17 protein-coding genes are annotated in these 21,811 nt (G+C 68.3%); 8 read left to right on the top strand and 9 right to left on the bottom strand.

Features of this window, described 5'->3' with window-relative positions; translation table 11 throughout:
* Nucleotides 1-52: 52 nt before the first annotated feature.
* Complete coding sequence (locus RHM57_RS04325) at nt 53-2,335, top strand: polyribonucleotide nucleotidyltransferase (RefSeq protein ID WP_134449603.1); 2,283 nt, start codon at nt 53-55, stop codon at nt 2,333-2,335.
* Between the two features lie 143 nt (nt 2,336-2,478).
* Complete coding sequence (locus tag RHM57_RS04330; RefSeq protein WP_134449604.1) at nt 2,479-2,814, top strand: ArsR/SmtB family transcription factor; 336 nt, start codon at nt 2,479-2,481, stop codon at nt 2,812-2,814.
* Nucleotides 2,815-2,844: 30 nt separating this feature from the next.
* On the opposite strand, the gene RHM57_RS04335 is transcribed toward RHM57_RS04330, so the two are convergent.
* The 7 genes from RHM57_RS04335 to RHM57_RS04365 all read right to left on the bottom strand — a co-directional run bounded on the left by RHM57_RS04335 (nt 2,845) and on the right by RHM57_RS04365 (nt 10,926).
* Nucleotides 2,845-4,422 (bottom strand): NADH-quinone oxidoreductase subunit C, encoded by a 1,578-nt coding sequence (locus tag RHM57_RS04335; protein WP_322136152.1) that lies wholly within the window; start codon nt 4,420-4,422, stop codon nt 2,845-2,847.
* Nucleotides 4,422-6,140 carry a proton-conducting transporter membrane subunit gene (locus RHM57_RS04340; protein WP_322140724.1) on the bottom strand — a complete coding sequence of 573 codons (1,719 nt, stop codon included), beginning with the start codon at nt 6,138-6,140 and terminating at the stop codon, nt 4,422-4,424. Before RHM57_RS04340 ends, RHM57_RS04335 begins: the two co-directional genes overlap by 1 nt.
* A complete protein-coding gene (locus RHM57_RS04345) occupies nt 6,140-6,796 on the bottom strand; it encodes a hypothetical protein (RefSeq protein WP_134449605.1) in 657 nt (218 codons plus the stop codon). The genes RHM57_RS04340 and RHM57_RS04345 overlap by 1 nt, the downstream gene beginning before the upstream one ends.
* An 8-nt stretch (nt 6,797-6,804) precedes the next feature.
* A complete protein-coding gene (locus RHM57_RS04350) occupies nt 6,805-7,803 on the bottom strand; it encodes a respiratory chain complex I subunit 1 family protein (protein ID WP_134449606.1) in 999 nt (332 codons plus the stop codon).
* Nucleotides 7,803-9,821 carry a proton-conducting transporter membrane subunit gene (locus RHM57_RS04355; protein WP_134558602.1) on the bottom strand — a complete coding sequence of 673 codons (2,019 nt, stop codon included), beginning with the start codon at nt 9,819-9,821 and terminating at the stop codon, nt 7,803-7,805. Before RHM57_RS04355 ends, RHM57_RS04350 begins: the two co-directional genes overlap by 1 nt.
* The gene (locus tag RHM57_RS04360; protein WP_134561020.1) at nt 9,818-10,303 is read right to left on the bottom strand and encodes an NADH-quinone oxidoreductase subunit B family protein; all 486 of its coding nucleotides are present in this window, start codon (nt 10,301-10,303) and stop codon (nt 9,818-9,820) included. Before RHM57_RS04360 ends, RHM57_RS04355 begins: the two co-directional genes overlap by 4 nt.
* Nucleotides 10,304-10,410: 107 nt before the next feature.
* Nucleotides 10,411-10,926, bottom strand: coding sequence for an Lrp/AsnC family transcriptional regulator (locus RHM57_RS04365; protein ID WP_134449609.1), 516 nt, complete (start codon nt 10,924-10,926; stop codon nt 10,411-10,413).
* Nucleotides 10,927-11,112: 186 nt separating this feature from the next.
* Here RHM57_RS04365 and RHM57_RS04370 point away from each other — a divergent pair, with 186 nt between their 5' ends.
* Nucleotides 11,113-11,787: a VOC family protein gene (locus RHM57_RS04370; RefSeq protein ID WP_322140725.1), complete on the top strand. Its 675-nt coding sequence runs from the start codon at nt 11,113-11,115 to the stop codon at nt 11,785-11,787.
* Between the two features lie 7 nt (nt 11,788-11,794).
* On the opposite strand, the gene RHM57_RS04375 is transcribed toward RHM57_RS04370, so the two are convergent.
* The gene (locus tag RHM57_RS04375) at nt 11,795-12,301 is read right to left on the bottom strand and encodes a glutathione peroxidase (RefSeq protein WP_134558605.1); all 507 of its coding nucleotides are present in this window, start codon (nt 12,299-12,301) and stop codon (nt 11,795-11,797) included.
* Nucleotides 12,302-12,631: 330 nt separating this feature from the next.
* Here RHM57_RS04375 and RHM57_RS04380 point away from each other — a divergent pair, with 330 nt between their 5' ends.
* The 4 genes from RHM57_RS04380 (at nt 12,632) to RHM57_RS04395 (ending at nt 18,828) form a co-directional block, all read left to right on the top strand.
* Complete coding sequence (locus tag RHM57_RS04380; RefSeq protein WP_322136145.1) at nt 12,632-14,320, top strand: ribonuclease J; 1,689 nt, start codon at nt 12,632-12,634, stop codon at nt 14,318-14,320.
* Between the two features lie 95 nt (nt 14,321-14,415).
* Nucleotides 14,416-16,521, top strand: a complete 2,106-nt coding sequence (locus tag RHM57_RS04385; protein ID WP_166790621.1) for a transglycosylase domain-containing protein — start codon at nt 14,416-14,418, stop codon at nt 16,519-16,521.
* A 120-nt stretch (nt 16,522-16,641) separates the two neighbouring features.
* Nucleotides 16,642-17,244 carry an NADPH-dependent FMN reductase gene (locus tag RHM57_RS04390; protein ID WP_134449613.1) on the top strand — a complete coding sequence of 201 codons (603 nt, stop codon included), beginning with the start codon at nt 16,642-16,644 and terminating at the stop codon, nt 17,242-17,244.
* A gap of 141 nt (nt 17,245-17,385) precedes the next feature.
* Nucleotides 17,386-18,828: an HNH endonuclease signature motif containing protein gene (locus tag RHM57_RS04395; RefSeq protein WP_322136142.1), complete on the top strand. Its 1,443-nt coding sequence runs from the start codon at nt 17,386-17,388 to the stop codon at nt 18,826-18,828.
* A gap of 36 nt (nt 18,829-18,864) precedes the next feature.
* Here the strand turns inward: RHM57_RS04395 and RHM57_RS04400 are convergent, their stop codons facing one another.
* A complete protein-coding gene (locus RHM57_RS04400; RefSeq protein WP_134446920.1) occupies nt 18,865-20,502 on the bottom strand; it encodes a peptide chain release factor 3 in 1,638 nt (545 codons plus the stop codon).
* 228 nt (nt 20,503-20,730) lie between these two features.
* Between RHM57_RS04400 and RHM57_RS04405 the strand changes: the two genes are divergently transcribed.
* Nucleotides 20,731-21,801, top strand: a complete 1,071-nt coding sequence (locus RHM57_RS04405) for an aldo/keto reductase (RefSeq protein ID WP_134446922.1) — start codon at nt 20,731-20,733, stop codon at nt 21,799-21,801.
* Nucleotides 21,802-21,811 lie beyond the last annotated feature (10 nt).

Consider the following 21,811-nt stretch of genomic DNA (forward strand, 5'->3'; position numbering starts at 1 on the left):
GTCTTCATCGCCGGAATGGCGAGAAGCAAACACAAAAGGAGAGAACCCCCATATGGAGGGTCCAGAAATCACGTTCGCCGAAACCGTTATTGACAACGGCAAGTACGGCACTCGCACGATCCGCTTCGAGACCGGCCGTCTCGCCCAGCAGGCGCAGGGTTCTGCCGCCGCATACATCGACGAAGAGACGATGCTGCTGTCCGCCACGAGCGCGAGCAAGCAGCCCAAGGAAAACTTCGACTTCTTCCCGCTGACCATCGATGTCGAGGAGCGTATGTACGCTGCCGGCCGCATCCCGGGCAGCTTCTTCCGTCGCGAAGGTCGCCCGTCGACCGAGGCGATCCTCACCTGCCGCCTGATCGACCGGCCGCTGCGCCCGTCGTTCGTCGACGGACTCCGCAACGAGATCCAGGTCGTCGTCACCGTCCTCGCCATCGCGCCGGACGAGTACTACGACGTGCTGGCGATCAACGCCGCGTCGATGTCGACCCAGATCGCCGGCCTGCCGTTCTCCGGCCCGATCGGTGGCGTCCGCGTCGCGCTCATCCCCGACCAGAACGGTTCCGGCCAGTGGGTCGCGTTCCCGAAGCACTCGCAGGTTGAAGAGGCCGTGTTCAGCATGGTCGTCGCCGGCCGCGTTGTGACGGATGCCGATGGCAGCGAAGACGTCGCGATCATGATGATCGAGGCCGAAGCCACCGACAACGCCTGGACCTTGATCCAGGGCGGCGCCATCAAGCCGAACGAAGAGGTCATCGCCGAGGGCATCGAAGCCTCGAAGCCCTTCATCAAGCAGCTCATCGAGGCGCAGCAGAAGGTCGCAGCCGCGGCCGCGAAGCCGACAGGCAACTACCCGGTGTTCCCGCCGTACGTGCCCGCCACCTACGACGCCGTTGCCGCGCTCGCCTATGACGAGCTGAAGAACGTCTACCAGATCGCCGACAAGGTCGACCGTCAGAACGCCGACGACGCCCTCAAGGCGAGCGTCAAGACGGCGATCGCCGCAAAGATCGAAGCCGGCGAGCTCGACGCGAGCGCAGCAGGCCAGGTTTCCGCCGCGTACAAGTCGGTCACCAAGCTCGTCGTGCGCTCCCGCGTGCTCAACGAGGGCATCCGCATCGACGGCCGTGGGCTTGCGGACATCCGCCCGCTCGACGCCGAGGTCGCGATCATCCCCCGCGTGCACGGTTCGGCGATCTTCCAGCGCGGCGAGACCCAGATCCTGGGTGTCACGACGCTGAACATGCTCAAGCTCGAGCAGACGATCGACTCCCTGAGCCCGGTCACCAAGAAGCGCTACATGCACAACTACAACTTCCCGCCGTACTCCACCGGTGAAACCGGCCGGGTCGGCACGCCGAAGCGTCGCGAGATCGGCCACGGAGCGCTCGCTGAGCGTGCCCTGGTCCCCGTGCTGCCGTCGCGCGAGGAGTTCCCGTACGCCATCCGTCAGGTCTCCGAGGCGCTGAGCTCCAACGGCTCGACCTCGATGGGTTCCGTCTGTGCGTCCACCCTGTCCCTGCTCAACGCCGGTGTGCCGCTGCGCGCCCCGGTCGCGGGCATCGCGATGGGCCTCATCTCCGACACCGTTGACGGGAAGACCCGCTACGCGGCCCTGACCGACATCCTCGGTGCGGAAGACGCCCTCGGCGACATGGACTTCAAGGTCGCAGGCACGAGCGAGTTCGTCACCGCGATCCAGCTCGACACCAAGCTCGACGGCATCCCCGCCTCTGTGCTCGCCGGTGCGCTCACGCAGGCCAAGGATGCTCGTACGACCATCCTCGCCGTGCTGAACGCCGCCATCGACAAGCCCGACGAGATGGCACCGACCGCGCCCCGCGTGATCAGCGTCCAGATCCCCGTCGACAAGATCGGAGAGCTGATCGGCCCGAAGGGCAAGACGATCAACGCGATCCAGGACGAGACCGGCGCAGACATCTCGATCGAGGAAGACGGCACCGTGTACATCGGCGCCGTGGACGGCCCCTCGGCGGAGGCCGCCCGTGCCCAGGTCAACGCGATCGCGAACCCGACCAACCCGGAGGTCGGCGAGCAGTTCCTCGGAACCGTCGTGAAGATCGCCGCGTTCGGCGCCTTCGTCTCGCTCCTCCCCGGCAAGGACGGCCTGCTGCACATCAGCGAGGTCCGCAAGCTCGCCGGTGGCAAGCGCGTCGAGAACGTCGAAGACGTGCTCGGAGTCGGCCAGAAGGTCCTCGTCGAGATCACCAAGATCGACGACCGTGGCAAGCTGTCGCTCGCCCCGGTCCTCGAAGACGAGTCGGCGTCCGCCGAATCCGTCGTCGAGGTCGCATCGGTGTCCACCGAGGCGTAGTCTTAGGGTTCTGCCGACAACCTCTCGCCAGGTTAGTCGGTTAGACGGAAGGCCCGTTCTGCTTCGGCAGGGCGGGCCTTTTCCGTACCCAACCCCACCTATTTGAGAACATTATAAATTGGCGATATAATCAAACGGTGCCGATGACCGGATTGCCCATGGCCCAGCTCAAGGCCGAATTGTTCAAGTCGCTGGGGCATCCGCTGCGCGTGCAAGTGCTCGAACAGCTCGTCGGCGGCGAACGCTCGGTCGGCAGCCTCGCGGAGGTGCTCGGCTCCGAGCTCTCCAACCTCTCCCAGCAACTCGGTGTGCTGCGCCGCGCCGGCGTGGTCGTCACCCGCCGTGAGGGCAACACCATCTTCTACGCGGTCCGTGACGCCGGCGTCGCCGAACTGCTCACCGTTGCGAAGCGGATGCTGGTCGCGAGTCTCGAAGACTCCCACGCGCTCCTCCGCACGATCGAGCAGGACGAGCGCTAGCGGCATCCGCTTCGCGACGGCGGGCGGGTATCAGAGGTCGTTGCCTGCGTAGGACTGGTTGAAGCTCTTGTTGACGAGCGGGAAGTCGGGCACGATCGTGTCCGCGAGCGCGACGGGCAGCGCCGGCCAGTTGAAGAACGAGGGGTCGACGATCTTGACCCGGCTGAGCACACCGCCGGCTCCGAGCTCGACCCGGTGGCAGATGCTTCCGCGCCAGCCCTCGACGAAGGCCAGCCCGGTGCCGGGCCCGGCCGGGTCGACCGAGGTGCCGCTGCCGAGGTGCTCGCCGAGGCGCGCCACGAGGTCGATGACCACGGCCATCGAGACCGCGAATTCGCCCGCGCGCACCCGGTACCGGGCGAGCACGTCCCCGCCGGTCTCGGTGACGACGTGGAACGCCGGGCCGAGGTCGACGAACGGGTGGTCCCTGCGGGAGTCCGCGTCGATCCCCGACGCCCTCGCGACGTAACCGAGGGTGCCGATCGCGCGGGCCTGGGCCCCGGACAGCGGCGCCGTTCCGGTGAACCGGTCGCGCACGATCGCGTGGCCGAGGGTGATCGCGATGATCTCCTGCATGTCTGCGGCCACGCCGCGGAGCACCTCGGGGTCCGGCAGGCTGAGCACCCGGGCGCCCCCGATCCGCAAGCCGCCGCGCAGGAAGCGCTGGCCCGTGACGGTCTTGTTGAGTCGCAGGAGCGTCTCACGCAGCCGCTGGGTGTGCGAATGCACGATCCCGAAGCCGACGTCGTTCGCGAGCGAGCCGAGGTCGGAGACGTGGTTGTAGATCCGCTCGAGTTCGAGCAGGAGGGCGCGCAGCAGCCGGTCGGTCTCGCGGACCTCGATGCCCGCCGCGGCCTCGACGGCCATGCAGTATGCGAGGGAGTGCCCGACGACGGTGTCCCCGGTGACCTGCTCGGCGAGCTCGAGGCCGTCTGCCGGCCTGCGGCCCTCGAAGAGCCGCTCGACGCCGCGGTGCATGTACCACTGGCGGGCCTCCATGCGCACGATCGTCTCGCCGACGACGGAGAACCGGAAGTGGCCGGGGTCGATGATCCCGGCGTGGATCGGGCCGACGGCGATCTCGTAGACGCCGGGTCCCTCGACCTCGACGAAGGGGAAGGACTCGACGTCCGGCTCGAACCGGGGGGTCACCCGCGCGCCGCGGCGCATCGGGTACCAGCCGCGCGGCCAGTGCCCGTGCCGCACGAGCCGGTACGGCTGCGGGTGGTCGGCCGGGCGCACGCCGTACAGGTCCCGCATCCCGCGCTCGAAGTTGCCGGCCGGGTAGGACAGGTCGGCGATGCTCGGCACCCAGGCGTCGGTGTACGGCACCGGAACGACGAGGTCGACCTGCCGGCGGGGAAAGACGCCCGCGAACGAGTAGACGACGCGCAGGGCGTCTCCGTCGTCATGGCAGGCGATCATCGCGAGCCGGTTGCCGCTGTCGAGCAGGGCGGACGCCTCCTGCCGCAGCCGGTCGCGGACGAGCACCCGGATCTCGGGCCGGGCCGGGGCCGCCGGCATGACCGGAGCGTGGGGGACCGGAGCGTGGGGGACCGGCGGGCCGGGCGTCGCCGAATTCAGGTCAGGCGTGTCGCGGTTGGTCATCAGTGGGCTCCTCCCAGTACGGCGGCGGCGCGCACGAGCAGCACGCCGACCGGGTTCGCGATGAAGGGAACGACGGCGCAGGTGGCGAGGGCGAGCACGAGGGGGAGCAGCGGGCCGTGGGTCGAGCGGTCCGGCGCGACGACGACGTCGACGACGGTCACGGCGACGGTGTCGGGGAACGGAGCGGCCACGCGGATGTTGGAGGTCATCGGGAACGGTTCAGGACCGTTCCCGCCGTCAGCGACGTCAGCGACACCGTTCACGACTCCGGCACCGTCGATCCCGGCCTCCGCCTCGCGGCGGGACAGGACCGTGGCTTCGCGGTCCGCGTCCGATTCGTCCCCCGGCGCGGTCGCGCGCGGGGTCACCTGCTCCGGCAGGATCGGCGGGGTGTGGTCGAGGGCGTCGTGCGGGGAACCGATGGTGAGCGCGACGGTGAGCCGGGTGAGGCTCGCGAAGATCACGAGCAGGAGGACGAGGGCGATGCCGACGACGACGCCCATGCCTGCGGACCAGCCGGTGAGGATGATGCCCACCTCGGAGAAGAAGATGCTGAAGGGGGGAAATCCGACGAGCGCCGCCATCGCGACGAGCCACGGGATCGCCAGCCCTGGGCGGCGCACGAGCAGCGCCCGGACGTTGGCGATCGTCGGTGTGCCCTCGACCTCGAGGATCCGGCCGGAGACGACGAAGAGCGTCGCCTTCACGAGTCCGTGGCCGAGCATGTAGAGCAGCACGGCCGGCAGGGCGGCGGCGCCGACCGCGGCGCCGATCGCCATCAGGCCCATGTGCTCGATGCTCGAGTATGCGAGCATCCGCTTGAAGTCGCGCTGGCGGATGAGCAGGGCGGCGGCGACGAACAGGGAGAGCAGGCCGGCCACGCTCAGCATCGCCCGGAGGAAGTCCGGGCCGATCACGGCGTCCGTGATGGTCTGCACCCGCAGGATCGCGTACAGGGCGACCGCGAGCAGCACGCCGCTCATCAGGCCGGACACCGGCGCGGGCGCCTGGCTGTGGGCATCCGGCAACCAGCTGTGCATCGGTGCGAGGCCGGCCTTGGTCGCGAAGCCGAGCACAGCGAGGGCGCCGCCGGCACGGACGAGTGCGGGGTCGAGGGGCAGGCCAGGCTGGCTGAGCACGAGCCAGGACAGCGTCGCCTCGCCGGTGGCCCGGGAGGCTGCGTAGATCAGCAGGATGCCGAGCAGGGCGATCGCGACGCCGACGGAGCCGAGGATCACGTACTTCCAGGAGGCCTCGAGGGACTTGCCGGTGCGGTGCGCGCCGACCAGGAACGCGGTGGTGATCGTCGTCGCCTCGATCGAGGCCCACATCAGGCCGATGTTGTCTGCGACGACGGCGAGCGACATGGCGGCGAGGAACACCGAGATCAGGCCGTCGTAGGAGCCCGCCCAGCGCGCGGGAGTCTGGGAGTGGCCGCCGCCGCCGAGTCCGCCCCAGGTCGAGACGAGGCCGATGGCTCCGACGACCGTGAGCAGGTAGGCCGAGAGGGCGTCGGCGCGGAGCACGCCGCCGAGAGTCGGCACCTGGTCGTGCAACACGGCGACGACGAGGATCACCCCGGAGGCGAGCACGGCCAGGCTCGAGGCGATCGGACCGAGCCGGCGCAGCCGCGGGGACGGCACCGTGAGGCTCAGGAGCGCGAACAGCACCGGGAGGGCGAGCGGGGTCCAGAGTGCGAAGGACAGGGACGGGGCCATCAGTCATGCAACTTTCTCAGCTGGTCGATGTCCGTGTTGCCGAACTTGTTGTGCATCCGCCCCGCGAAGACGTAGAGGATCATCACGACGAGGAGCACGTCGAGGGAGATGCCGAGCTCGAGCACGAGCGGGACGCCGCCGCTCGTCAGGAAGGCTACGGTCGCGATGCCGTTGTCGAGCACGAGGAAGCCGATCAGCTGCGACCGCGCCTGCCTCCGGGTGACGAGCAGCAGGAAGCCGATCAGCACCATCGCGAGCCCGATCGGCGCGGCGTGCGCGGACACGCTCGTGTCCCTGGCCAGCACCCGGCTCGAGACCACATAGGCGAGGATCGTGAGCAGGGCCACGGTCAGGAGCGAGGCCGTCGGGTTCAGGCGCGGGGCCTCATCCGTTCGGGTCGTCGCCTTCGACTCGTGGGCGAGCACCCACGGCAGGCCGAGGCCCTTGACGAGCAGCACGAGCACGGCGACGAGGATGACCTCGAGCTCGCCCTTCTGCACGCCGATCACGGCGACGAGCGCGGCCAGGGCGAGGCCCTGTACGGCGAGCAGGCGGATCGAGGCGAGCATCGAGTGCCGCCAGACCATCAGCGCGCTCGTGAGCAGCAGCGTGCCGGTGCAGAGGCCGATGAGTTGCGGGTAGGTGGTTTCGAACACGGATGCTCCTAAGCGACCAGGTAGGAGGCGGTGACGGCGAGCAGGGCGAGGGCGAACGACCCCGCGAGCAGCTCGGGCACGCTGAACAGGCGCGCCTTGGCGAGGAAGACCTCGCCGACGCTCAGCGCGGTGCCCAGGGCGAGCACCTTGGCGGCGACTGCGACGGCGCCGAGGAGGAGACCGGGCACGGTGAAGTCGGTGAGCACGCCCCACGGCACGATGAGGTTGCCGAGCAGGCCGAGCAGGGCGGCGAGCTTGAGCCAGGAGCCCAGTTCGAGCCAGGCCAGGTCGCGCCCGGAGCTTTCGAGCACCATGGCCTCGTGCAGCATCGTGAGTTCGAGGTGCGTCGAGGGGTTGTCGATGGGCAGCCGGCTCGTCTCGGCCATGATCGCGATCGCGAGGGCGACCATCGCGAGCAGGCTCACGGGGGAGATGATCACGGCGGGCGTCTGGAGCCGGGTCTGCACGATCAGCGACAGCGTCGAACTGCCCGCCGGGATCGAGAGGGCGTAGATCGAGAGCAGCAGGGTCGGCTCGACGAGGGCGGCGACCGTCATGTGCCTGCTCGAGCCCATCCCGCCGAACGCGGTGCCGCCGTCGAGCCCGACGAGGGCGAGCGCGACGACGCCGATCAGCATGACAGAGACGATCACGAAGAGGTCGCTCGGGATGAGCGGGAGCGCGAGGGTGCCGACGAGGGGGAGCAGCACGCAGAGCAGCAGGCTCGAGACGAGCAGCACGATCGGGCCGACCGACAGCATCCAGCTCGAGTCCGCCGCGTGCACAGGCTCCTTGGCGAGGAGCTTCCGCACGTCGCGCCAGGGCTGCCAGATTCCGGCTCCCGCGCGGCCCTCGAGCCGGGCGCGCACCTGGCGGATCACGCCGATCAACAGCGGGGCCAGGAAGACGAAGAGCGCGAGTTGCAGCACGGCCATCAGGATCGGGGCCCCGATGCCGGCCCAGGTCAGCTCAACCGCGTGCGCCGCAGCGCCCGTGCCCACGCGCATCACAGCGACACCGCGATCAGCACGACGAGCAGGGCGGCGAACGAATAGCCGAGGTAGCGGTGGATGCTGCCGTCCTGGGCGCGCCGGGCGGCGAGGCCGAAGCGCTGGGCCGCGTTCAGGACCGGCCGGTAGAGCCGGGTCTCGATCACGTCGGAGACGGTCTGTTCGACGTGCACCTTCTCGACGAGGTACCTGGACTCGCCGACATGGGTGACCTCGACGTCGCGCGACGGACGCAGCACGTCGTCGAAGACCCGCACGAGTGGTTCGGCGTATGAGGTCGCGGTGTACTGCATCCGGGGCCGGAGCCTCGAGCCGCCACCGGCCCAGGGCAGCGGGTCCACCCGGGTGGGGTGGCGCCGGGCGCCGAGGGCGACGATGACGAGGATCGGCACGAGGACGAGTCCCGCGAGGATGACGAGGGTGCCAGGGTCGAGCACGGCGTCGATTCCGGAGAGGCTGACGCCGGCGAGGCCGACGGTGTGCACGTCGGGAACGATGACGGGGCCGACGGCCGCGGCGATGGCCGCGGCGAGCGGGCCGGGCATGAGCCCGAGGCCGACGACGGCGAGGGCGCCGAGCACGAGGGGGACGCGCATCACCCAGGGCACCTCGCGGGCGATGCTCGCCTTCCGGGAGCGCGGCCGGGCCAGGAATGCGATGCCGTATGCCTTGACGAAGGTCAGCAGTGCGAGTCCCGCGGTGAGGGCGAGCACGGCGACGGCGAGCGGCATCGCGATCGACGCGGCGACGGAGACGACCTCACCGTCGAGCCGGGCACCGTGGATCAGCGCCTGCAGCAGCATCCACTCGGCGACGAAGCCGCTCGTGATCGGGAGCGATGCCGCGCCGAGACTGGCGAGGCCGAACGTGCCTGCCGTCCACGGCATCCGTTTGCCCAGGCCGCCGAGGCGGTCGAGGTTGAGCTCGCCGGTCGCGTGCGCGACGGCGCCGGCACCGAGGAAGAGGGTCGTCTTGAAGGCGGCGTGGCTCACCATGAGCAGAAGGGCCGCGACGAGGGCGGCGTCGGCGGCGGCCGTCGCGTTGTAACTGCGCAGCAACACGGATGCCCCGAGGCCGAGGAAGACGAGCCCCATGTTCTCTGTGGTCGAGTAGGCCAGCAGCACCTTGAGGTCGCTCGCGACGGAGGCCTGCAGGATGCCGTACACGGCGGACACACCGCCGAGCACGAGGATGAGCACGCCCCACCACGGCGGGCCGGAGGGCAGCAGGCGCACGCAGACGAGGAGCGCGCCGTAGACGCCGATCTTGACCATTGCGCCGCTCATCGCCGCGGCGACGTGGCTCGGCGCCTCTGGCAGCACCCGGGGAACCCAGACGTGCAGCGGGACGAGCTCCGCCTTGCCGCCGAAGCCGAGCAGGAGGAGGACGAACGCGAGGTTCGCCGGCCAGGAATCGGCCGGCACGGTCGCGAGCGTCTGGAAGCCGGTACCGCCGGTGGCGGCCACGAGCACGCCGAAGCCGGCGAGCACGAAGAAGAAGCTCAGCTGGGACATCGCCGAGTACCAGATCGCGGCGGAGTAGACGGTGCTCCGGCTCGCGTGGTCGGCGAGGAGGAGCACGGTGGAGCCGAGGGTCATGATCTCCCAGAGGAGCAGGAAGGACACGACGTCGGTCGCGGCGGGAACGAGCTGCATGCCGCCGAGGAAGACGGCCATGGCCGCCCAGGAAGTGCGTGAGGCCTCCGCGCCGCGGGCCGAGCCGATCCCGAAGAGGGAGACGAGGGCGCCGACCGCGGAGACGACGATCATGAAGAGGCCGCCGAGCCGGTCGGGGGAGAGCACGAGGGGATCGATCGGGAGAGCGAGCGGGATGGTCAGGGTGCCGTTCGCCCCGCCGAGCGCTGCGGCCCCGGTGACGATGCCGGCGAGGCCGAGGAGGGCGCAGAGCGCGCCGGTCGCGCGGGACCGCCACGAGACGGGACTGAGCAGGCCGGTCGCAACGGCGGCGAGCGCGAGCAGGGCCTGGACGACGAGGCCGGACTGGACGGCGTTCATCGCCCGGTCATCCGTCGGAGGGCTTCGACGATGGCGGCAGGTTCCGGCGGGGTACCGGGGACAACGAGGTCGACGTGCACGAAGTCGGACACCGGGCCGGCGACACCGTAGCCGTCGGCGAAGACGCCGCCCGTGATCGCGCAGTCGCCGACGGCGACGACGAAACGGGGGGTGGGGGTCGCGACGACCGTGCGCCGAAGCGGTTCGATCATGTTCCTGGTCACCGAACCGCAGATCAGCAGCACGTCAGCATGACGAGGCGAGGCGACGAGCCGCACGCCGTAGCGCTCGACGTCGTAGACCGGGCCGAAGGCACTGGCGACTTCCTGGGCGCAGTCGTTGCAGCCGCCGGCATTGATGAAGCGCACCTGGATGCTGCCGCCGAAGATCCCGGCGCCGGGGAACAGGGCGGGGGCCTGCGGGGCCTGCTCTGCGATCCGCCCGCTGCGACGGATGAGGGAGGTCAGTCTGGTGACGCTCACCGGGGGTCTACGCCACTAAACATCATTACTTCTTTATATACCTATATGATGAATTTATCAAATAGATTGTGGACACTGCGCGGTGCGGGGCGGTCGTTCCGTCGGACTCAGGCCTCGTCGTCGATATCGACGTCGGCGCGGTTCGCCGGGCCGCGCTCCCGGGTCACCCGGTCGAGCAACGGGGTGATCCGGTACGGGATCAGCTCGCCCATGGCGAGCGAGGTCTCCGTGCGATCGACGCCCTCGCACGCGAGGATCGTGCCGTCGATGCGGAACAGGTCGTCGGCATCCGTGCACACGACGAGGACGAGCAGGTCCGTCGACCCGCTCATTCCGTGGGCCTGAACGATCTCGGGGATCTGGTTGAGTTCTGCGACGATCTGGCTGAGCCTCTTCTGCTGCAGGTGCACCTGGATGAACGCCGTCAGGGGGTGGCCGAGGGCGATCGGATTGATCCGGCGATCGAAGGCCAGGAACGCGTTGGATTCTTCGAGCCGCGCCATCCGCGCCTGCACGGTGTTCCTGGACAATCCCAGCCGCTGGGCGAGGGCCACGAAGGTGCTGCGCGGCTCTACGCAGAGGGCGCGGAGGAGTTGGAGGTCGACCCTGTCCAGACTGTGCATAACGCATGAGATTAGCACGCAGGAGGCCCGCAGAATAGGGCAAAGTGATTAGTGTTACGCCCCGCGAGGGCGCATCCGTGAAGGACGCGTCGGGAGGGTCACCGCGGCGGTCCGCCGCGCTTCCCGCCGGCTTTCGCAGGCCTCATTCTCTTGACCGCCGGCGGGCGCCGGAGCAGAGTGAGGTACATGAGCGCAACCGGTTCGATCCAGAGTCCCGTGCAGACCGGCCCCGTGCTCGCGGGCGGCCCGTTCGTACACCTCGATGGAGCGTTGCACGCGAGCTACCGCACGAGCGATTTCGCCTCTGCGGTGCGCTTCCTCGACCGCGTCGCCGAGGCGGCGGATGCCGCAGGCCACCATCCCGACGTCGAACTCGGCTATGGGACGGTCGCCTTCCGGCTCCGCTCGCATGATCTCGGCGGCGTGACCGAACGCGACCTCCGGCTCGCCCTGCAGATCCAGGCGCTCGCGAATGAGCTCGGTGCGGAAGGCACGGCCGTGACGCCCGCCCGGTACGACGTTGCGATCGACTGCACGGACGCCGACTCGATCCGGCCGTTCTGGCGCGTCGGCCTCGGATATGTCGAGCTGCCGGCCGACGGCGACGGCGACGGCGACGTGGAACTCGTCGACCCGCGGGGTCATGGGCCGAGGGTCTGGTTCCAGCACATGGAGATTGCCCGCACCGACCGGAATCGTATCCATCTGGACGTCTACGTTCCGGGTGACGACGCCGAGGAACGCGTCAGCGCGATCGTCGAGGCCGGCGGCACGCTGCTCACTGACGAGCACGCCCCCGAGTGGTGGGTGCTCGCCGATGTCGAGGGCAACGAGCTCTGCGTCTGCACCTCGAGCTACTGAACCCGGGTCAGGCGGCGGCGGAGGCGAGCGTCTTCTCGATCGCGCCGACGAGCTCTGGTGACTCGGGTTCGACGGTCGAGGCGAAGCGGTCCACGATCTGGCCCTCTGCGTTCACGAGGAACTTCTCGAAATTCCACTTGACGAGGCCGGGCAGCAGGCCGGACTTGAACCTGGTGAGCTGGGCGTAGAGCGGATGCTGGTGCTTGCCCCGGACATCCACCTTCTCGGTCATCGGGAAGGTGACACCGTAGTTCAGCTGGCAGAACGCCTCGATGTCGGCGGACTCCCCGGGCTCCTGGCCCATGAACTGGTTGCACGGCAGGCCGAGGACGACGAGGCCGTCGTCCTTGAAGCGCTCGTAGAGGGCCTCGAGGCCCGCGTACTGGGGCGTGAAGCCGCACTTGGATGCGACATTGACCACGAGAACGGTCTTGCCGCGGTAGTCGGCGAATGTCGTCTCCGTGCCGTCGATGAGGGTGAGCGGGGCGTCGTACAGGGGGGAAGAAGAAGGCATAATCGCAGGCTATTAGCGAAGTCTCCGAGTCGGCTGGGGACGGCGGGAGAACCGCCGGGGGAGCTGGCGGCCCGCATGCGGTAGAATTGGGCGTTGACAGCGCGATTCAACGGCCATCCACAGCTGCGCTTTCACGCTCTGCGGTTCCACACACCCGGATGGCTTTCCACGGCTTCGCCCAGTCGAATGAGGCTCACGGCCTCGCGACCTGACGCGCGCATCACCTTCTGATTTGCATAACCCCGTCACCACGGCTGCCGGATAGACCCGGCGCCGGCTATGAGACCGGTTGCCCTGTGCGCGGTTTCGCCAAGAAATGAGTTTATTTAATTGACTAAGCACGAACTCGACCTGAACAGCCCGCCGTCCCTCATCAAGCGGGGACTGCGCATCGTCCCCCTCGGCGGCCTCGGCGAGATCGGTCGCAACATGACCGTCTTCGAACACAAGGGCAAGCTGCTCATCGTGGACTGCGGGGTGCTGTTCCCCGAGGAGACCCAGCCCGGCGTCAACGTGATCCTGCCCGACTTCTCCTACATCCGCAGCCGGATGCAGGACGTCGTCGCCGTGGTGCTGACCCACGGCCACGAGGACCACATCGGCGGCGTTCCGTACCTCCTCCGCGAGCGCGCGGACATCCCCGTCGTCGGCAGCGAGCTCACCCTCGCCTTCGTGAGCGCCAAGCTCGAAGAACACCGGATCACCCCCAAGCTCCAGCAGGTCAAGGAAGGCCAGCGTCGCAGCTTCGGCCCGTTCGACCTCGAATTCCTCGCGGTGAACCACTCCATCCCCGACGGACTCGCCGTCGCCATTCGCACCGAAGCCGGCCTCGTGCTCGCGACCGGTGACTTCAAGATGGACCAGTTCCCGCTCGACAACCGCCTCACCGACCTCCCCGGCTTCGCCCGTCTCGGTGAAGAGGGCGTCGACCTCTTCATGACGGACTCGACCAACGCCGAGGTTCCCGGCTTCACGATGACCGAGGAAGACATCCGCCCGGCCATCGACTCGGTGTTCCGCACCGCGCCGCGCCGTATCATCGTGTCGAGCTTCGCGAGCCACGTGCACCGCATCCAGCAGGTCATCGACGCGTCGGCCAGGCACAACCGCAAGGTCGCCTTCGTCGGCCGCTCGATGGTGCGCAACATGGCCATCGCGGAGAAGCTCGGCTTCCTGCACGTGCCGAAGGGCCTCATCGTCGACGTCAAGGCGCTCGAGCGGATGAAGGACAGCCAGGTCACGATGATCTGCACCGGGTCGCAGGGCGAGCCGATGGCAGCCCTCTCCCGGATGGCGAACCGCGAACACACGATCAAGATCGGCGAGGGCGACACCGTCCTCCTCGCGAGCTCGCTCATTCCCGGCAATGAGAACTCGATCTACCGGGTCATCAACGGCCTCACCCGCTGGGGCGCCAATGTCGTGCACAAGGGCAACGCCAAGGTGCACGTCTCCGGCCACGCGAGCGCCGGCGAGCTCGTCTACTGCTACAACCTCGTCAAGCCCAAGAACGTCATGCCGATCCACGGCGAATGGCGCCACCTCAAGGCCAACGCCGAGCTCGCGATCCGCACGGGTGTCCCCGAGGCGCAGGTGCTCGTCGTCGAAGACGGCGTGGTCGTCGACCTCATCGACGGCGTCGCCAAGATCGTCGGCCGCGTTCCGGCCGAGATCGTCCTCGTCGATGGCATGACCGTCGGCGGTGTCGCCTCCGAGGAGGCCCTCGCCGACCGCGTGCAGCTCTCCAACGACGGCGCGGTCACGATCCTCGGCATCCTCGACACCCGCACCGGCGCGCTCGTCGAACCGGTCGAGTTCATCGCCCGCGGCTTCGTGCAGGACAACGCCTGGATCCAGGGCGCGACGAAGTCCATCGACGACGCTCTCCGCGCGGCGAACAAGGTCAAGATCGTCGACGGGCCCGAGCTCGAAGAGATCTTCACCCAGAGTGTGACACGGTGGATGCAGCGTAAGTACCGCCGCATCCCGGTGATCACCTCCGTCGTCGTCGACGCCTAGCAGCCACTCGAAGGCGGATGCCGGTGGACCCGCGGGTCCGGCGGCATCCGCCTTCTTCGTACCACTCGTCCAGAAATGAAAGCCATAGTCGTACCATGACAATTTCGCCGCCCAGCAGGAAGAAGGGCCGTCGACTCCGCCGTCGTTCCATCGTCCTGATCGCAATGGGTGTCGTCGTGGCCGTCATCGCGACCGTCGTGACCGTCATCGCCGTGAACCTGCCCGACGACCTCGAGATCGGCCGGCTGTCGCAGAAGAGCAACCTCTATGCGACCACGAGCGCGGGAACCCCCTACCTCCTCGCGTCGTTCTACGACCAGAACCGCGTCGAGGTCGCGTTCGACGCGATCAGCCCGTTCGTGAAGGATGCCGCGACCTCGGGAGAGGATCCGGGCTTCTACGACCACGGGGGCGTCGACATCTGGGGCACCGTGACCGGCATCGTCTCGACCGTCTTCACCGGCACAGCCAGGGGCGGCTCCTCGATCACCCAGCAGTACGTGAAGAACGTGCTCGTGCAGAAGTGCGAAGCGCTCACCGACGAGACGGAACGCGCGGACTGCTACAACACGGCCACCGAGGCGAGCCCCGACCGGAAGCTCAAGGAGATGAGCCTCGCCATCGGCCTCGAGAAGAAGTACTCCAAGGACGAAATCCTGCGCCAGTACCTGAACATCACGGGCTTCGGCGGCTCCGTCTACGGAATCGAGGCCGCGGCAAGCTACTACTTCAACACCACGGCGGCCAACCTCACGTTGCCACAGGCCGCGAGCCTCGTCGCGATCGTCAACAACCCGGTCAAATTCCAGCTCGACAAGCCGGACAGCGCGACAAACGGTGCGGCCAACGGTTATGCCGACAACAAGGACAGGCGCGATTACATCCTCGATGCGATGCTCGAGCACGGCAAGATCAGCCAGGCAGATCACGATGCAGCGATCAACGCCCCGATCGAACCGACCATCACCGAGCCGAGCACCGGGTGCCAGACAGCAGGCGGCAGCGCCTACTTCTGCGACCTCGTCATGCAAACGCTTCGCAACGACCCGGCATTCGGGGCGGATGCCGAGACACGGCTGGCCAACGTGCGACTCGGCGGGTACAACGTCTACACGACCCTAGACCTCGATCTGCAGTCCGCCGCCGAGACCACAATGAAGGCGAACGTGCCTGCGACGTATCCGGGCTGGGACGTCGGCGGGGTCATCACGAGTGTGGAGGTCGGAACCGGGCGAGTCCTCGACATGGCCCAGAACAAGGACTACAGCCAGGATCCTGCCGTTCAGGCGACCGGAGACAACTTCAGCGGCATCAACTACAACACCGACCTCGGCCAGGGCGGCTCCAACGGGTTCCAGACCGGGTCGACGTACAAGGTCTTCACCCTTGCCGAGTGGCTCAACGAAGGCCATTCCCTCTCCGAGTCCGTGAGTTCCCGGCCCCGGTCGAACTGGGGGACGTTCGAGGACAGTTGCAACGGGCCGCAAAGCTACGGGGCGGCGTTCAACCCGAAGAACGATTCCTCGTCGGAGAACGGCTCGTACAGTTCGGCGTTGCAGTCGACCATCCAGTCGATCAACACGGGTTTCATCGGTATGGCCAAGGAACTCGACCTGTGCGGCATTCGCAAGACGGCCGAAGCATTCGGCGTGCACCGTGCCGACGGGAATGCGCTCGAGCAGGGCGCGGCATCCGTGCTCGGAACAAACGAGATCGCGCCCCTCACCATGGCGGCCGCCTATGCCGGGATCGCAAACGACGGCGTGACGTGCACGCCGATCCTGATCGACAGGATCACCGGGCCGGATGGTACGGAGATTCCCGCGCCGACGTCGAACTGCACCCAGTCCGTCAGCACGGACGTCGCCGCGGGGATGAGTTATGCGATGCAACGGGTCATGACGAGCGGAACGGCGGCGGCCTCCTACCGAGCCACCACGCCCCGGGTGCCGATGATCGGCAAGACCGGCACCACCGACGACAACAAGGACACCTGGATGAGCGGGGCCAGCACGAAGGTCGCCACCGTCGTCGGGGTCGTGAACGTGTCCGGCGACGGCCAGGACCAGCGGACGACGTACTTCGACAGCGGCCAGGCCGCGACCGCCCGGCACCGGATGTGGCCGGATGTCATGAGCGTCGCCAACGAGAAGTACGGCGGGGACAGCTTCACGGTGCCGCCGCGGAGCATGACCCGCTGATCCGGACTGTGTGGCTGATCACGACTGTGTGATAGGACGGAGGAGTCGGCTCATCACACAGGAGATGCCGGGGACAGTCGTTTGACGTGGCCGTTCGGGCGCTCCGGAAAGAACACGGAAATGACGTCACACACGATCGGCTACTTCGTCGGAAGCCTGTCCTCCACCTCCATCAATCGCACGCTCTCCCGGGCGCTGATCCGGCTCGCCCCGGAGAACCTGCACTTCACGGAAATCCCCATCCGGGACCTTCCCCTCTACAGCCAGGACTTCGACGCCGACTATCCACCGGAGGGGCGCGCCCTCAAAGCTGCCATCGAAGGCTCCGACGGGATCCTGATCGTTTCGCCCGAATACAACCGGTCGATACCGGGGGCCCTGAAGAATGCCATCGACTGGGGTTCGCGGCCCTGGGGGACCAACTCCTTCGCGCGGAAGCCCACCGGAATCATCGGCGCCTCCGTGGGTAATATCGGCACCGCCGTCATGCAGTCGAACATGCGCAGCGTGCTGAGCTTCCTCGATGCCCCCCAGTTGAACTCCCCGGAGGCGTACATCAAGTTCGATCCGACGGTCTTCACGGGCGACGGCGAAATCACCGATGCGGGCACCAGGGACTTTCTCCGGCACTACATGGATGAGTACGGTGCGTTCGTCCAGCGCGTCCTGGACGTCACCGCGCCGGGCCACATCGGAGACTTGCACGCGAGCTCGAAGAAGTGACGCGATAGCCGTCGGCCCCGAGCGCTAGCGCCTGTCAGAGAATTTCTCCACAAAAGTGCTCCTTGACCGGGTTATCCACAGGTGATTCATGGGCGCGCGGATGCCGGTGGAATGTCGGTGGTCCTCCGTAGAGTGACCGGCATGACAGCTGAAGAACCCTCAGAAGTTCGCTCGGAAAGCACGGCGGAGCCCCCGCCCGGGACCCCGCCCGGGACCCCTCCCGACCCGTACCTGAACCCCCGGCATCTGAGCCTTGTGGATCCGCCCCTGTCCGAGGTGTATGACGCGATCCGGGACGCGGACCGGGAAATCAATCAGGCCACCGCTCGCCGGGCCGCCGCGGTCTACACCGCCCAGCGGGTGCTCGCCGATGTCGGGCGGGCCCGTGCGGAGGCCGCTGAACGCGCCGGTGGGCCTCGCCCGCCGTGGTCTCCGGAGGAAGCCACGAAAGAGGAATTCACCTGCGAGGTCGGCGCTCTGCTGCGGCTCCCGCGCCGGACGGCGGAGACCCTGATCGAAGCCAGCCGCACCCTCGCGGAGGACCTCCCCGTGACCCGGGAGGCCCTGGCCTCCGGGGCGATCAGTTACCGGCACGCCCAGGTGATCATGGAGCAGGCCTGGGGCATCCGAGTCGATGATGACCCGGAAGCGGCCGCGCGGGCGCGTGCGGTGTTCGAGGAGGTCCTCGTGCCCGACGCGGAAGTGCTGACCGTGGCGAAGCTCGCCGATCGGGCCCGGAGGGTGCGGGAACGCACCCGCCCGGAAACCATCACCGCGAGGCACCAGAAGAGTGTGGAGGACCGGCACGTGGTGTTCCAGGCCCTCAACGACGGCATGGCCTCCCTGTATCTGACCGGGAATGCGGAGAAGGTGCAGGCGGCCTACCACCGCACCCTCGACACGGCGCTGACCCTGCAGGGCCCGGAGGAAACCCGCACGCTGACCCAGCTGGCGGCGGACGTCCTCACCGACGTCCTGATCGGCGGGGTCACCCCGGACGGACTCGGTGCCGGGGTGGCCGCGCAGGTCAACGTCACCGTTCCGGTGCTGACCTTGCTGGGGAAGAGCGAGGAGCCCGGGTATCTGTCCGGGTACGGGCCGATCGACCCCGACACCGCGAGGCGTCTCGCGGCCGGGGCGCCGAGCTTCACCCGGCTGCTCACCCACCCGGAAACCGGGGTCGTGCTCTCGATGGGACGCGACACCTACAAACCACCCGCCGCGCTCAAGAAGTGGCTCGAGGTGCGCGATGAAACCTGCACCTTCCCGGGCTGCCGGCGCTCCGCCAAGCGGTCCGATCTGGACCACAGTGTGGAGTGGCAGCACGGCGGGGAGACCGACGCGATGAACCTCGCCCACCTCTGCCCGTATCACCACGCGGTGAAGAGCTACACCCGGTGGACGCCGAGACACCTCGGCGATGGTCGCATCGAATGGACCTCCCCGGCCGGGTACAGCTACATCGTCGAACCCTCCGCCGATATGAGACCACCCCGGAAACCGAAACCCGCACCGAAACCACCGGTCCCGATCGTTGACGTCTGGAACCTCGACCCCACACCCGACGACCCCACCCCGTTCTGAACGAGGCTTCCGGTGAACGATACCGCCGGGGGAGGACTAGGCCGAGGGCGCCGGCTCCAGGGCGCCGGCGGCGAGGTCTTCGAGCATCAGCTCCGGGTGGTCGCGGACCGTGTTGCGCAACCGCCACGGGGTGCTGAACAGGGCGAGGAGTGTCCCGTCTGAGCGCATCAGCACCTCGACCTGCCGGTCGTGGCCGAGGATCTCGGCGCTCTCCCGGTTGGTGCGGCGGGCGATCTGGTAGGGGAGCGACTCCGAACGGATCGCGGCGCCGAAGTCGTGCGTCATGCGTTCCTCGACGACCTCGAACTGCATCGGGCCGACGGCGCCGAGCACCGGGGCCTGGTCGCCGCGCAGGTCGCTGCGGAGCACCTGGATGACGCCCTCGTGGTCGAGCTGGTCGATGCCGCGCCGGAACTGCTTGTGCTTGCTGCTGTCCGCGGAGCGCACAGCACGGAAGTGCTCGGGCGCGAACATCGGCAGCGGCGGGAACTCGACGGGTTCGCTCTCGAAGATGGAGTCGCCGACCCGGAGTGCCGACGCGTTGACGAGCCCGACGATGTCGCCGGGCCAGGCTTCGTCGGCCACTTCGCGTTCGCGTCCGAAGAGGTGCTGGGCGTACTTGGTCGCGAAGGGCCGGCCACTTGCGGCGTGGGTGACGATCATTCCGCGACGGAACTGGCCCGAACAGACCCGCACGAAGGCGACGTAGTCCCGGTGCGAGGCGTTCATGCCCGACTGCACCTTGAATACGAAGCCGGAGAACGGTGAGGCGACCGGGCGGTGCCCGCCGGCCGCGTCGACACGCGCCTCCGCGGCAGGGGCGAAGTCCACGAGGGTGTCGAGGATGTGCTGCACGCCGAAGTTGAGCACGGCCGCGGCGAACAGCACGGGGGTGGTCTGGTTGGCGAGGAACGTGGCCTCGTCGTGGTCCTGGCCTTCCTCGCCGAGGAGTTCGGATTCTTCGGTCGCGGTGACCCAGGCCTCGCCTTCCTCGGTCGCGGCGACCTCGAACGGCACCCGGTCGCTGTCTGCGGCGGTCGCGCCGCCGGCCGTGCGGGTGAAGCGGATGAACTCTTCGGTCGACCGGTCGATGACGCCGCGGAAGTCGCCGGCCACTCCGACCGGCCAGGTCAGGGGTGTCGGGAGCAGTCCGGTGCGGGTGCGGATCTCGTCCATCAGGGCGAGAGCGTCGAGGCCGGGCCGGTCCCACTTGTTGATCACGGTGATCACGGGCAGGTTGCGCTGACGGCAGACGTCGAAGAGCTTCATGGTCTGCACCTCGAGGCCCTTGCTCGCGTCGACGAGCATCACGGCGGCGTCGACCGCGGACAGGACCCGGTAGGTGTCTTCGGAGAAGTCGGCGTGGCCGGGGGTGTCGACGAGGTTGATCACGCTGTCGCGGTATTCGAACTGGATTGCCGCGCTCGTCACCGAGATGCCACGGGCCTGCTCCATCGCCATCCAGTCGCTCACGGTCCCGCGGCGGCCGGCCTTGCCGTGGGTCGCGCCCGCCGTCGTGATGGCGTGCGCGTGCAGGAGGAGCGCCTCGGTGAGGGTCGACTTTCCCGCGTCGGGGTGGCTGATCACGGCGAAGGTGCGCCGCCTGCGCGCCTCTGCGGTGATCTCGGTCGCGGGTGCGCCGGTCGTCGGCACGCCGGTGGTGGGCTGCGTCATGGATCCTTCTTTCGCGGCTGATTCGTTCGGGCTCACGCCTGCTCAGAAGGCCGTAACCGGAATCGTTCCCGTACAACTCTATCCGGCGTGGCGCGGCGACCTCGCGGCAGACGCCCAGCATCCGTTTTGATAACGGTTCGGGCGTGTCCTTTCCGTGCGCCGATTCGCGGGTTACTCTCAGTTTTGGGGCCACACCCAGCAGTCGCGGTAAGCAGTAAGGAGTGACGGATGATCCAGTCAGGCATTCAGGATTCCGAGCGTGCTCTTCACCCGGCCTCTGCCCACGTGACCGCGCACCCGCTCCAGGGGCCGCCGCCGATCTCCGTCTCGATCCCGGTCCAGCCGGACGGGCGCCTCCCTCTCGTCGGCGCCCGGCGCACCATCGCGGATACAGACCTCTCCGTGCACCCGGTCGCCCTCGGCTCGAGCGTCTTCGGCTGGACCGCGGACGGCGAGACGAGCCACCGTATCCTCGACCGGCACCGTGCACTCGGCGGCAACTTCCTCGACACCGCGGACAGCTACACCTCCGGACGGAGCGAAGTGATCATCGGCTCCTGGCTGCGTTCCCGCAAGGCGCGCGACAGCACCGTGATCGCCACCAAGATCGGCAAGAACCGGGACAACCCCGGACTGTCCTCCCGGAGTATCATCGGCGCGGTCCAGGCGTCCCTCGACCGGTTGGGCACCGACTACATCGACCTGCTGCACTTCCACTTCGACGATCCGACCGTGCCGCTCGAGGAAAGCCTCGGCGCCGTCGACGTGCTGATGCGCAGCGGCCAGGTGCGGTACCTCGCCGCCTCGAACTTCTCCGGGGAGCGCCTGATGGAGGCCCGCATCCTCGCCGCGAACGGCCTGCCGCGCTTCGTCGCCCTGCAGACCGAGTACAGCCTGCTGCAGCGCAGAGGCTTCGAGTCCTCGCTGTCCCTCGTCACCCGGGCCCAAGGCCTCGCGGTCCTGCCCTACTTCTCCCTCGCGCACGGCTTCCTGGCCGGCCGGTACCGCTCCAAGGCCGACCTGCACAGTACGACGAGGGATGCCCGCGCCGCGAAGCACCTCAGCAGGCCCGGGCTGAGGGTTCTCAGCGTGGTGGACCGGATCGCGGCCGACCACGACACCGGGGCCGCATCGATCGCGCTCGCGTGGCTCCTCGCGCAGGCCGGGGTCACGGCGCCCGTCGCAGGGGCCAGCCAGCCCGACCAGGTGGATTCCCTCATCGCGGCCGCCGGAATCCGGCTCACCCGCAGCGACATGGTCGACCTCGAGCGGGTGACGGGGCTCGCTGCCGGCCGCTGACGCCGACGCC

Origin of the sequence: Cryobacterium sp. 10S3 (assembly GCF_034344045.1) — a bacterium.
In the GTDB taxonomy this organism is placed as follows: domain Bacteria; phylum Actinomycetota; class Actinomycetes; order Actinomycetales; family Microbacteriaceae; genus Cryobacterium; species Cryobacterium glucosi.